The organism is Pedobacter roseus, from assembly GCF_014395225.1.
Lineage (GTDB): Bacteria > Bacteroidota > Bacteroidia > Sphingobacteriales > Sphingobacteriaceae > Pedobacter > Pedobacter roseus.
In genome coordinates this window covers 3,552,674-3,566,144 of record NZ_CP060723.1, presented here as the reverse complement: position 1 = coordinate 3,566,144, position 13,471 = coordinate 3,552,674, and the positions used below count along the sequence as shown (strand labels likewise).

The 13,471-nt window shown below is 39.6% G+C and carries 8 protein-coding genes; 6 read left to right on the top strand and 2 right to left on the bottom strand.

Features of this window, described 5'->3' with window-relative positions:
- Positions 1–135 precede the first annotated feature (135 nt).
- Positions 136–999 (top strand): AraC family transcriptional regulator, encoded by an 864-nt coding sequence (locus tag H9L23_RS14755; RefSeq protein ID WP_187591132.1) that lies wholly within the window; start codon positions 136–138, stop codon positions 997–999.
- 499 nt (positions 1,000–1,498) lie between these two features.
- On the opposite strand, the gene H9L23_RS14750 is transcribed toward H9L23_RS14755, so the two are convergent.
- Positions 1,499–2,077 (bottom strand): YdeI/OmpD-associated family protein, encoded by a 579-nt coding sequence (locus tag H9L23_RS14750; RefSeq protein ID WP_187591131.1) that lies wholly within the window; start codon positions 2,075–2,077, stop codon positions 1,499–1,501.
- 176 nt (positions 2,078–2,253) lie between these two features.
- On the opposite strand from H9L23_RS14750, the gene H9L23_RS14745 reads away from it, so the two are divergent.
- On the top strand, positions 2,254–3,396 hold the full coding sequence (locus H9L23_RS14745) for an acyltransferase family protein (RefSeq protein WP_187591130.1): 1,143 nt from the start codon (positions 2,254–2,256) through the stop codon (positions 3,394–3,396).
- A 127-nt stretch (positions 3,397–3,523) separates the two neighbouring features.
- Here the strand turns inward: H9L23_RS14745 and H9L23_RS14740 are convergent, their stop codons facing one another.
- Positions 3,524–3,919: a GNAT family N-acetyltransferase gene (locus tag H9L23_RS14740; RefSeq protein WP_187591129.1), complete on the bottom strand. Its 396-nt coding sequence runs from the start codon at positions 3,917–3,919 to the stop codon at positions 3,524–3,526.
- Positions 3,920–4,264: 345 nt separating this feature from the next.
- Here H9L23_RS14740 and H9L23_RS14735 point away from each other — a divergent pair, with 345 nt between their 5' ends.
- From H9L23_RS14735 to H9L23_RS14720, 4 genes are all read left to right on the top strand, one after another.
- Complete coding sequence (locus H9L23_RS14735; RefSeq protein WP_187591128.1) at positions 4,265–6,742, top strand: mechanosensitive ion channel domain-containing protein; 2,478 nt, start codon at positions 4,265–4,267, stop codon at positions 6,740–6,742.
- Between the two features lie 208 nt (positions 6,743–6,950).
- Positions 6,951–8,237: a hypothetical protein gene (locus tag H9L23_RS14730; protein WP_187591127.1), complete on the top strand. Its 1,287-nt coding sequence runs from the start codon at positions 6,951–6,953 to the stop codon at positions 8,235–8,237.
- 250 nt (positions 8,238–8,487) lie between these two features.
- A complete protein-coding gene (locus tag H9L23_RS14725; RefSeq protein WP_187591126.1) occupies positions 8,488–11,625 on the top strand; it encodes a SusC/RagA family TonB-linked outer membrane protein in 3,138 nt (1,045 codons plus the stop codon).
- 6 nt (positions 11,626–11,631) lie between these two features.
- A complete protein-coding gene (locus H9L23_RS14720) occupies positions 11,632–13,470 on the top strand; it encodes a RagB/SusD family nutrient uptake outer membrane protein (RefSeq protein ID WP_187591125.1) in 1,839 nt (612 codons plus the stop codon).
- Position 13,471 lies beyond the last annotated feature (1 nt).

The window sequence follows — 13,471 nt, the reverse complement described above, 5'->3', positions numbered from 1 at the left end:
ATACTAAAATACGTCTGGCTTAAATTGCTTTGTAAAACTATATTTGGAAAAACTTAAATTTTTTTACCCTTAATAACTATTATTCCTTATTTATCATTAATTTAGTTTACTTATTTAGGCTTTTTGTGATATTTTATGAGATCTGAACTTATCAATGTTAACCATTCAGGGAACAAATCCGTCCGTATCAAACACATTGATAACAATAGGCTGATCTCCTCTTTCCACTTTCACGATATGTGCGAACTGGTATGGATTGAGCGGAGCCAGGGCAAGCGGATTGTTGGAGATCATATCGGGAATTTCGAAGACGATGACCTGGTATTGATGGGGCCAAACCTGCCACATATCTGGCAGAACGATAAAAGTTATGAAGACCTTGACGATAAACTGGTAAAGTCTACCGTTATTTATTTCAGTATTGATTTTTTTTCATTGTTAACCGACGATCAAAGCGTTTTAACCCTGGTTGAAGACCTGGTTTCGAGGGCTTCAAGGGGGCTGGCTTTTGAAAAAGATACCAGTAGAAAAGTTAAGGCGATTTTACTCGGTTTGGAAGATAATGATGGTTTCGAAAACATCGTTGCCGTAGTCGAAATTATTAAGATACTCGCCAGGGCAAAAGATTTTAAATACTTATCCAGCATTACCTTTAAAAATCAGTACGATGAAAAGGACAGTAACCGGATTAATAAGGTGTACCAGTTTTTAATGAAAAATTTTCACAATGATATACACCTTAATGAAGTAGCTGAATTGTGCAATATGACCCCAAATTCCTTTTGCCGCTTTTTTAAAATGCGGTCGCAGAAGTCGTTAACCCAGTTTATTAACGAAATAAGGGTAGGGCATGCCTGTAAATTACTCCAATCGGAAGATTACTCCATTGCGGATGTATGTTATGCCAGTGGTTTTAATAATCCAACCAACTTTAACAAATTTTTTAAGGCGATTAAAGGAATGAAACCATCGGAATACAGGAATAGGCTAAATAGTTAGCGTTCATTGGTCATTGGTTCATTGGTTATTGGTTTATTGGTCATTGGTCATTGGTTCATTGGTTATTGGTTTATTGGTCATTGGTCATTGGTCATTGGTTCATTGGTCATTGGTTCATTGGTCATTGGTTCATTGGTCATTGGTTAACTGGTGCTAAATGCCAAACTGGTTAATAGTTTATTGGTTGATAGTTCATGGATAATTGCCGGCAAGGTTCCATCCTCTCCCTAGTTTGTCATTCTGAACGCAGTGAAGGATTCCTAATCTAAGAACCACTGGCTATATGATCAAACTGAATACAGTAAAACTTTTTAATAAGATCCTTCACTGCGTTCAGGATGACAATTTTGCGCATGGATCGCTAATACCTTAATTTCTTAACTTCTTAATGGTCAACTATTAAATTTGCGTTGGTTGATTTTTTAAAAAAAAAGTTAACTTGACTAAAGACTCCCGACTAAGGACTTCGGACTAAATAATCCGTCTATTAACTCCCACCTCATTTAACTCTCACATTGTCCTTAGCTAACTTAACCGTTTCATTAATCCTGGCTAATCTTGTTTCTTCGCGTTTTGCTTCCGAAATCCATTTTAAGATTGCTTTTTTAACCGATTTTGGAAATTTTTCCCAATGGCCAGAAGCAGTATTATTGGCATCAAATTCTTTTTTCAGATCGGCTGGAACGATCAGATTTTCAACATCATTTAAAGCATCCCACATGCCATTAGCTTTAGCCGTTTCGATGGTTTTTAGTCCTGCAGGATGCATTAGCCCTTTTTCGATCATGGTTAAAGCCTTGTTTTTATTAATGGCGCTCCAGTTGCTTTTCGCTTTTCTTTTGGAGAATAACTGGTAACGGCTTTCTTCGTCGCGTTTAACCGTTAAGCTATCAATCCAGCCAAAACAGAGTGCTTCATCAACTGCATTGGCATGTGGAAGACTGCTTGCCGATGCATCTTTTTTATAGATGATGAGCCAGACAGATATTTCTTTTTCATGGTTTTTTTCGAGCCACTGGCGCCAATGTGCCTGCGTTTTGGCATAAAATGCACTGATGCCGTTTTTTGATTCTTCCATAAAAATTGTTGTAATTATTTTCTGTTTTATCTAATATTTCAAGATAGTGTTTGTTGTACATAATTTCCAAAATTTTACCAAAATGATCAATAACAGATTATTGCTTTTTTTGATACTAAATGATTATTAAGCTGTTACATTTACTTTCATTTCTTACCAGCCTTAACCAATAGAATATGGATAATCAATCTTCAAGAAATATATGGTTAGATTATTTACGCGCTACCATCACCGTTTTAGTGGTTGTACATCATTCGGCATTGGCTTATACCTCCTTTTCGGTATTTAATAAAGATGCCTATATCCTGTCGACCCATGCCGTTGTAGACAATAAAAGATGGTTTTTACTCGATTATATGGTGGGATTTAACGACACTTTTTTTATGCCGCTCATGTTTTTAATCGGAGGACTTTTCTTTTTTACCACCATTAATAAAAAAGGAGTATGGTTGTTTATTAAGGATAAGGTTTTAAGGTTATTGATCCCTTTTCTATTACCGGGTACTTTATTAATGCTTCTGGCTTATTTCCCCTCGTTTTATCTGGCTAAAAACAGTACCAATGTTGTTGCTTATGTTAAAGATTTTTTTACAACCGAAGCCTGGCCAGTTGGACCTCCTTGGTTTTTATGGTTGTTATTTGTATTTAATTTTATAGCGGCATTGATTTATAGGTTATTTCCTGCAAACTATGGCTTATTCCTGTCTGGAATTTTTAACGAAAAAAATAATTTCTTTAAACAATTCCTGATCTTTTTTTTAATTGGATTGCTGGCTTATCTGCCTATGGCTGGCTATTTTGGTCCTTACAGCTGGACCGGTTTTGGCCCTTTCGATTTTCAGCTTAGCCGGCTTATCCTCTATTTTGCTTATTTTGGAGTAGGCGCAGTTATAGGAAGGTTAAGTCTTAATGCAGGAATTTTTTCTAACAATTCAGCAGTTGTAAAGCAATATCGCTTATGGTGTTTATTGGCTATAGCTGTTTTTACAGGCACCTTATTTTTAAATCAGGTACTTAATATACAACAGTTTAATAATACGCTATTTGTATTGTGCTGTACATTAATATGCATTGCGTTGATCAGTGTTTTTAGCAAATTCCTTGAGAAAAGTATTTCTTGGTGGGATGCTTTAAGTAAACATGCTTATTTAATTTATCTGGTCCATTTCGTATTTGTAACCTGGATCCAGTTTTGGCTTTTGCACTTTGATTTACCCATCCCAATTAAATTTTTAACTGTCTTTTTATTGTCGTTTGTCTTAAGTTGGATAACAGCATATTTATTGCGGAAGATCGCCATTGTTAAAAAGTACTTGTAGGTTCTATGGTTGTTAGTAGGGTTAATAGGTTAATTGTTTAAATCGGTTAACTGAATACAAACGCCTAACTCTTAACCGGTTAATTGGTCATTAGTTCATTTGTTGGCTCCAAACGCTCAACCCCATACTATAAAACCCGCTCGATACTAAAAGCACGATCTTCTTTATTAAAACCCACTTTTGGATAATAATCAAAAGCGGTAGGTACCGATAATAATAGCAGCATGCACTGCGGCCCAATTCTCTCACGGGTTAGGCTAATCATTTCTTTCCCGATTCCTGATTGTTTAAAGCCTGTAAATACCGCAATATCTGCCAGGTAAGCACACCAAACCCAATCGGTAATGGTTCTGCAAATGCCAACAAGTTTATCATTTTGCCAGGCTGTAATCAATAAATCTGCATTTTTCAACATCAATGCAATCCGTTCAGGGTCAGTTGGTCTTTTAAGTCCCGCCTGAATAAATAATTCAATCACTTCTTCAGCGTCGGGGATAATATCTGATTTATAACTAATGTTCATATCTTCTAAATTACAAAAGATAAATGATGGTAAAAAACTTCATAGTTTATGTTAATTCATTAATTGATTCCCAATCAGTTTGTCATCCTGAACGCAGTGAAGGAGCCCTAACCAAAGAACCACTGGCTTTATCATCACACCTGGTACAGTAAAAATTTTAATTAAATTCTTCACTACGTTTAAAATAACAATTTTGCGAGTGGATCGCTAATACCTTAATTTTCTTAACTTTCTTAATACTCAGCTATTAAATTTACGTTGATTAATTCAAGACGACTTAATTTGACTAAAGACTCCCGACTAAATTAATTGCCGCTCTCTCAGCTTTTTCGTATTATTGAATATATGACATTCCAAAGATTACTCTTCTTTTTATTGATCAGCATATTCTCATTCGGTAGCATTAAGCTTTGTGCCCAGCAACAAGATACTGTAAAACATACTCTTGCTGATAGCCTCCCGAAAAGTTTTGTAGACCGGATGCAGCAATTTGCAAAGAAATCTTCGGAAGAAAGTCGTTCGGATTTTGATGCCGATAAAGCCACCATTTCACAGATCAAAATTTTTGATGAGATTAAACGGGTATTGCAAAAAGCAAAAATCTACCTCCGGAAAAATCTGGATACTACAGGAACAAAAACGGAACTGAAGGAAATAGAAGCGGATTTTAAGATTGCCGGCGACGGTGTTTTTGTTAACCGCGGAACGGCACAAACCTTCCGTAATTTAACCGCAACCTCCAAAATCCTTTTCGAACTCGAAAATAAAGCCAGTAAGCGGAAGGCAGCTTTGGATGCCAGCCAAACCGCCTTAAACAATTTCCGCTATCAGCTCGATTCACTTTCCAGCATTCCTTCATTGTTCAAATTTCCAAAAGATTCTGTTAGCCTGATGCGCTACCTGAAAAAGATTGTGGTAATTGCTTATGAGGTTAAACCCATTGATAGCGCACTTAAAGAAGCAAACGGGAATATTCAAACCCTTATTAATCAGGTTAATTTAACCGTTTTCAGGTTGCAGAGCAGTTTGGAAGAAATAGAATCATATCAAAAAGCTATGGCTGAGAATGCCTATCGACGTGATTTTGGAAATATTTGGGCTCGTGAAGGTTATTACAGGCCATTTAATGAGATTTTATCACATTCAATGGTGAAAGGTTTACTTACACTTAGTTTTTATGTGGAAAACAATCAGGGCCGGATGGTTATTTTGCTATTGCTGATTATCACCTGTTTTATTTACCTGCGTTCGCTGAAAAATATCTACGTTGAAAGGGCACTCTTAAGCCCCGGTTTTGAAAATCAGCTTGTTTTAAAATATCCGCTGCTTTCGGCACTGCTGATCATCATCAGCCTGTTTCAGTTTATGTTTATCTCGCCACCGTTCATTTTAAATGTAATGTTATGGTCGGTTAGCTGTATCTGTGTAAGCTTTATTTTTAAGCAGTACATCAGCAAATACTGGATGCGGATCTGGCTCCTGATGGTGCTGTTTTTCTTTTTTGCTGCTTTTGGCAACCTGGTGTTGCAGGCATCCAGAATAGAAAGGTGGTTGATGCTGGGTGGTTCTTTGATTGGCTGTATTGCCGGAGGACTTGCTTTAATTTTAGGGCCAAAAAATGAACTCAGGGAGAGGTGGATCACCTATTCAATTGGCTTAATGGTGGGACTGGAAATGGCCGCTACTGTCGCAAATCTGTTCGGAAGGTATAACCTTGCAAAAGCGTTATTTATCAGTGGTTTTTTAAATGTGGTTATTGCCATACTCTTCCTGTGGACCGTTAGGCTGATTAATGAGGGCTTATCGCTCGCATTCAATGTATATTCGAGCCCGAACCGGAAATTGTTTTACCTCAACTACGAAAAGGTGGGCAGCAGGGCTCCCGTGCTGTTTTATGTGCTTTTGGTCATCGGCTGGGTAATTTTGTTCGGACGCAATTTCCCTGCATTCGCGTATTTGTCTCGCCCGCTTATTGAGTTTTTTAGTGAAGACCGCACCATTGGCAATTATACCTTTAGTATCAATAATTTAGTGCTGTTTTTTGGTATCATGGCCATCGCTGTGATTATTTCGAAGATTGTATCTTTTTTTGCTTCCGATTGGCATTTGGATAAAAGCCATGGCGATAAATCAAAAAAGCAAGGTATTGGAAGCTGGCTGCTGCTGGTCAGGATTTCGATATTGAGCCTCGGACTTTTCCTTGCTGTAGGTGCAGCAGGTATCCCGATGGACCGTTTTACCATAGTTTTAAGTGCTTTGGGCGTTGGTATCGGCTTTGGATTGCAAACATTGGTAAATAACCTGGTGAGCGGTCTGATCATTGCTTTCGAAAAACCGGTAAACGTTGGCGATATTGTTGATGTGGACGGACAGGGCGGTACCATGAAATCGATCGGCTTTAGAAGCAGCATCATTGCCACCTGGGATGGGGCCGATGTGGTCATGCCCAATGGCGATCTGCTTAATTCGCATTTAATCAACTGGTCGCTGGGTGGCAACAGAAAAAGAATTTCGATTGTTATAGGCGTAGCTTACCATACCGATCTGGAAAAATGCAGGCAACTGCTTAAAGATGTATTGGAAAGTGAAGAGCGTATTTTAAAAAGCCCTGCACCAGTGATCCAATATGAACAGTTTGGAAACAGTGCCATCGATTTAAAGATCTATTTCTGGACCAAACATATTGCTGAAGCATTACCCACGCGGAGCGACCTTATTATAGCCATTAATAAGGTTTTTAAAGCCAATAATATCGAAATTCCATTTGCACAACAGGATATACACCTGCATTATCCGGAAGAGGATAAAAACGATAACGGCTAGTTTTTGGTTTTTAAATAGATCAGGCCGTCTTTATACTTTGCTTAATAAACGGTTAAAAAAAAGCAAATTAATGTAAGGCTATCTAAACAGTAATTTATATGTTTGTAAACAAAGTTTACAAATACTGTTTTAAGGTGTTTTTAGACGAGCGTTGCTATTAATCCCTAACCAATACAAATGCGAAAGAGTGATGGAGCCTAATGCCATAATGCAGAGCAATCAATCTGCCTTTGATGCCCTGGATATCTGTTGTAGGATTATTGCCAAAAAAATGGACTCTACAGCGATTGAAGAATGGCGTGTATCTGATTATAACAGGTTGAGCAGTCAGTTGGGTAAACAAACCAAAGTATATTTAAGTGTAAATACACTTAAAAGGTTGTTTGGTCAGTTGAAAACGCCACAACGCTATTTCCCCCAAAAAGCCACCCGCGATGCCCTGGCACAGTTTATTGGCTACCGCGATTGGCAGGAATTTGAGCTGGTAAATTCAGTACAGCCCATTGAAGCAAAGCCAGAACCGCTTATTGCTCAGCCTGAAGAAGAAATTGCGCCCAAAGCGCCAAAAAAGAACCGTAGAAAATACATTTACGCAGGTATTGTTGCTTTTTTATTGCTTGTTTTAATCGGTGGCTTTTTTATTTTGAAATCGGTACAGCCGGCTTCCGATACAGAATTGATCTGTGAAAATCCTTTTGGTAATGTACCACATACTGCCGTATTTAAATTAAAGTCGAAGTTACCGCATATTGGTAATGAAGAATTTAAGATCGATTTTATGGACGAAGCACTTCAAACGCCTATCAGTGGTAAAAAAGAAATTGCCAAGTTTTTCAGAAACCCGGGGGTAGTATATGCCACGCTTTTATATCACGATAAACCCATCGATACCATTTCGGTTTATATGCAAACAAAAGGTTGGGTAGCCAATTCGGGCAACGATACTTCGAGGGCATTCCCTATTGCCGGACTTAAGGCTTTAAACCCCAAAAACATTTATGTTTCGAAAGAACAGTTGGATTCTGCCGGTTTGGCGACCAATAAACCTTTTTTAGTGGGTTTTAGTAATATAAAACCTTCCAATATCAGTGGCGATAATTTTTCTTTTACCTGTAGGGTTTTTTCGGAACAGAGCCGTCCGGGCACACAGTGTGTAGAAACCACAGTTATTATTTTGGGCGAAAAACACCGTCATCTTTTAACACTTAACAGAAGCAACTGTGTGGCATTTTCGCAATATAAGTTCTCTGAGACCAGGGTAGTCGGGGCGGAGCAGTTTTTGGGCGCATTGGCTTTCGACCCCACTAACGGAGGTGATATAGAAATCAGGGTGGTTAATAAAAAGGCTTCGGTAATGCTGAACGGTAAAAAAGTGCTTGCTACCAGTTACAAAAAATCTATAGGTAAAGTAATGGGTATCAAGATTTTGTTTAGTGGCATCGGTAAAGCGGTTTCCCCAAAACTACAGGATTTATCTACGAAGGAAGTGTTTTAATCTTTGGCTTTACAGTTACGCTTATAATCCCATATTATCAGCGAAAAACCCGCTATCCATTTTGTTTTTTGTATTAATGTTATCTGCTCATTATTAATGGGTTAGCTGTACAATGTTTTGTCTTTTATTTGTACGGCGCAAGATGTTATTCTGGTTTTTATTTCACATTATCTTAGGGGTAACCAAATAAACCAGCGCTTCTAACCAAACAGATTCTTCTGGTCAGATAAACAAAAATCAAACAAACTATATGAGAATTAATTACCTGTTATTGGGAGGGATGCTGCTTACCGGCTATGGAAATAGTTATGCCGCTGCAAAAATTTCTCCTTTGATAAGTCCTGAACCTAAGGGAAAGGCTTATTTTTCATTGGACAATACAAGCGCGAGATTTCTGAAAGTCTCGGGTGTAGTTAAAGATGAGCTCGGCACGCCATTACCAGGTGTTTCGGTAAAAGTGGTTGGAAGTAAAAGAGGGGTGGTAACCGACGGAAAGGGCTTTTACACCATCGATGTTGAACCGACTGATCAGCTGGAATTTATTTTTGTCGGCTACAAAAAATACACGGTACCCGTACGCAATAAAGTAGACCTGAATATAACCCTGGAGCCAGAAGAAGGCAGTTTGCAGGAAGTTGCCATTGTAGCTTATGGCAAGCAGAAGAAAACCAGTTTAGTAGGTGCACAGGTTACTGTTAAGGCTGAAGAACTGAAACTTCCGGTTCGGGATCTTGCATCAGCCATTGCCGGCCGTATGGCTGGGGTGGTAGCTTATACCAGAAGTGGTGCGCCCGGTGCTGACGCAACCTCGATTTTTATCCGTGGTATCGGTACCTTCGCATCAAGTCCCCAGGCGCCGCTTTTGGTGGTAGATGGTGTGCCCGACCGAAGCATCAATAACATCGATCCTGAGGATATCGATAACTTTACCATTCTAAAAGATGCTGCATCAACCGCAATTTATGGTACGAGAGGTGCTAACGGGGTAATTATCATCAATACCAAAAAAGGAAAGATGGGAAAGCCACAGATCAATGCGGAGTTTAACCAGGCCGTTAATAAGTTTACTGATCTGCCAACCTTTATCGATGGTCCAAACTTTATGCAGCTGTATAACGAAGGTTTAACCATGCGCGGCAGAACACCTTTGTACACACAGGCCCAGATTGATAAAACCGCGAGTGGTGTTGATCCGGATTTAAGTCCGAATGTGAACTGGTATGATGTATTGTTCAACAAATACGGTCAGAATAAACGTGCTACCTTAAATATAAGTGGTGGTTCTGAAAACTCGACCTACTACATCTCTACCGGTTATTTTGGCGAAACAGGCCTCTTTAAAACAGATGATGTACAGAGTTATAACTCTGCCCTGAAATACGACAGATTTAATTTTACCAGTAATCTTGATGTAAATGTAACCAAAACTACCAAACTGGCTTTGGGAATAAATGGATTTATAGGTACAAGGAACCAGCCTAACTACGGTACTGATGCCATTTTTGCCCTGGCAACTTCATCTGCTCCGCACGTTATTCCGCCACGCTACTCTAACGGGCAATGGCCTCAGCTGGCAGGTACTTTATTTAGTCCCTATATGGCTTTAACCCAATCGGGTATTACCAATAACTCAACGGGTACAGTGCGTTCTAACCTTAAGGTAACCCAGGATCTGAGTATGCTGGTAGAAGGTTTAAACTTTTCGACCATGTTTGCCTTCGATTTAAATAATACCATTAACTATTCGAGGGGAAGAACATTGCAAACTTATTGGGCAACTGGCCGTAATGCTGATGGGAGCTTAATTACACAGATTACTACACCGGGAACAAACGATTTGACTTTTGGAACGAGCCGTTATGGTGATAAACGTTTTTATACTGAAACTTCTTTAAACTATTCGCGCAAATTTGGCGATCATGATATCGGCGGACTTTTATTGTTTAACCAATCAAACTATACTGATGCCACTGTAAATGTAGAAAACTATGGTTACAAGGCAGCTATTCCATACCGCCAGCGCAACATCAACGGAAGGGTAAGTTATGGTTATAAAGACAAGTATTTTGCCGAGCTTAGTGCTTCGTATTCAGGTTCTGATGCATTTATTCCTGATAGAAGATATGGTTTCTTCCCGGCTATTGGTGCGGGCTGGATTGTATCGAACGAAAAATTCTTTAAGTCGATTAAAAACGTAGTGTCTTATTTCAAATTGAGATATAGCTATGGCGTATCGGGTAATGCGGCAGTAAGCAATCCTGATTTTAGATTTTTATATTTAACCACGCTTGCAAACAGCGGCTCCTATACTTTTGGCGAGCCAGGTTCTACTTTAGGTTTTACAGGTTATAGCGAATCGCGTATTGGTGGTGATGTGAAATGGGAAAGTTCTTACCGCAACAACCTGGGTATCGAACTTAACTTCCTGAATAATGATTTACAGTTAATTGTAGAGTTGTTTAAAGAAAAACGGGAGGGTATTTTGTTGCCTAACCTGGTAATTGCTTATAACTCAGGTTTTACATCAGGCAATATCCCTTACAATAACATTGGTCGTACCAAAAACAAGGGCATCGATTTAACCTTAAATTATACCAAAAACTTTAAGGATGATAGTTTTGTGAGTTTTAGGGGAAGTTTTAACTACAATAAAAATTTAGCGGTTTTTGACGGTTTGCCACCCTGGCGCTACGATTACCTGAACAGGATCGGGCAGCCCATCAGCCAGCGCTTTGGTTACATTGCAACCGGATTATTCCAATCGCAGGATGAGATCGATAATTCCGCCGTTCAATCAGGTGATGTGAGGGTAGGCGATATCCGTTACAAAGATTTAAATGGTGATGGTATCATCAATTCAAACGATCAGACGGCGATAGGTTATGGTGCTACACCGCGTATCATTTACGGTTTAAATTTTGGTGGTGGTTATAAAGGATTTGATATTGCACTGTTCTTCCAGGGAGCTGCATTAGTTGATTTTAACTACGCAAGTGGTTTCGGTACAACGCCTTTTACACAGGGCGCTTCGTACGGTAACATGTACACGCAGGTATTGGACAGGTGGACACCTACCAATCCAAATCCTCGTCCGTTTTACCCACGTTTATCTACCAATCAAGATGCAACCACCAATTATTACACCAGTACCTGGTGGATCCAGCGGGCAGATTACCTGCGTTTAAAAAGTGCTGAAATCGGATATACCTTTAAGGGAGAATGGATGAAAAAAGCGGCCATCAAAAAAATCAGGGTATTTACCAATGGTACCAACCTGCTTACTTTTTCTCCATGGAAATTCTGGGATCCCGAGCTGGGCGATGGAAGAGGGGCAACCTATCCAAACATTACCACTTACAATTTAGGTTTACGCGTTAATTTTCAATAAATCATCATGAAAAAAATTAAGATAAAATTACTGGCATTTATGGCATTATGCTTGGTTTTTTTACTGCCTGTGGGCTGTAAAAAAGGTTTCTTTGATGCTGTGCCCGATAACCTGGTTACAGTTGACGGGGTATTTCAAAACAGGTCTCAAACCGAAAGGTGGCTGGCCGGATTGTATTCTTCCATTCCCGATCCATGGGATATGCCCTACAACTACATTACTTCTATTACTGCCGATGAAATGGATGCCAGTAACTGGACCAACCCACCAATAAACAGTGGTGCGCTAAATGCCGATCAGAATTCGTCGGGAATGAATGCTTTTTACGAAAAAATCAGGTTATGTACCATATTTTTAGAAAACATCGACCGTAACGAAGAGATCAAGGCACTTGCAAACGGAGCTGATTTAATTAAACAATATAAAGGCGAAGCACAGTTTTTACGCGCTTATTACTATTGGATATTTATGAAACAGGTTGGTCCGGTGGTAATTGCACCATTAAAAGCATCAACTCCTGAAGATAACTTCCAGATTCCGAGAAGCTCCTGGGATGAGTGTGTGGCTTTTGTGCTCTCACAGATGACCGAAGCCGAAAGTAAACTACCGTTGAACAACTATATCAATGGCACTTCTGATCTGGATGTGACTAAAGCGGGCAGAATAAACAAGATTATTGTGGCAGCGGTAAAATCGCAGATATTATTATATCACGCCAGCCCCTTGTTTAACGGAAATACAGAGCTATCAGACTTTAAAAATTTAGATGGCAAACAACTGTTCAATCAAAGTTACGATGCAACGAGGTGGAAAGCTGCTTCAGATGCAGCAAAAGCTGCCATCGATCTGGCAGAAGCAAACGGAAAGGGAATTTACAAGGTAACCAGCACTACACCCTTCAGGGCGGCATTTTTATCGTGCAGGGATTTATATTGGAGTGGCTGGAAAACGGAAGGGATCTGGTTGAGAACATCAACAGCAATATCAGGTTCCTGGGAAGCTTCGGCTTCGCCACGTTCTACCCAGGGAACAGGTTATAATGGCCTTGGTGTAGTGCAGAGCCTTGTGGATGATTTTAGAATGGCCGATGGAAATAACATCACCACCAGTGCCATTTATAAAGAAAATACCTATACCTCAACAGCAAACGAATATTATGTGGCAGGTACCAATACCATGTACACCAACCGGGAGCCGCGTTTTTATGCAGATGTTACCTTCAATGGGGCTGTAAATCCGGGAGTGGCCAAAACTGGTGCAAATAATGCCAGGGTTGAATTTTTTAATACAGGAACTTCTGGTAAAGCAGGTGTACCGAGAGATTGGCCAAAAACAGGATATACCGCCAGAAAAAATATCCACCCAACATTTAGTATGAATCCTTATGTTACCGTGGCTCGTCCGGCGATGTTGATCAGACTGGCAGAATTGTATTTAAACTATGCTGAGGCACTGAACGAATCAGACCCGGGTAACCCTGATGTGCTGAAATACCTTAACCTGATCAGAACCCGTGGTGGATTGCCTGAACTGGCTAATGGGATAAGCCAAAGCGATTTACGCAATCAGATCAGGCTGGAAAGAAGGATTGAACTCTGTTACGAAGGTGGCAACAGGTATTATGATGTGCGCAGATGGAAAATTCCAAATCAACAGGGATCAAACCAGGGTGGTGCATTTTATGGAATGAACATGGATGCAGGTACAAGTTTATCCGATCCTAATTTTCATGTCCGTACCATTGCCTTTACCAGGGCCATCTGGCAGCGTAAATTTTACTTCCTTCCTTATGGTCAGAATGAAATGGACAGAAATAAGCAATTGGTTCAATTTCCAGGTTATTAAC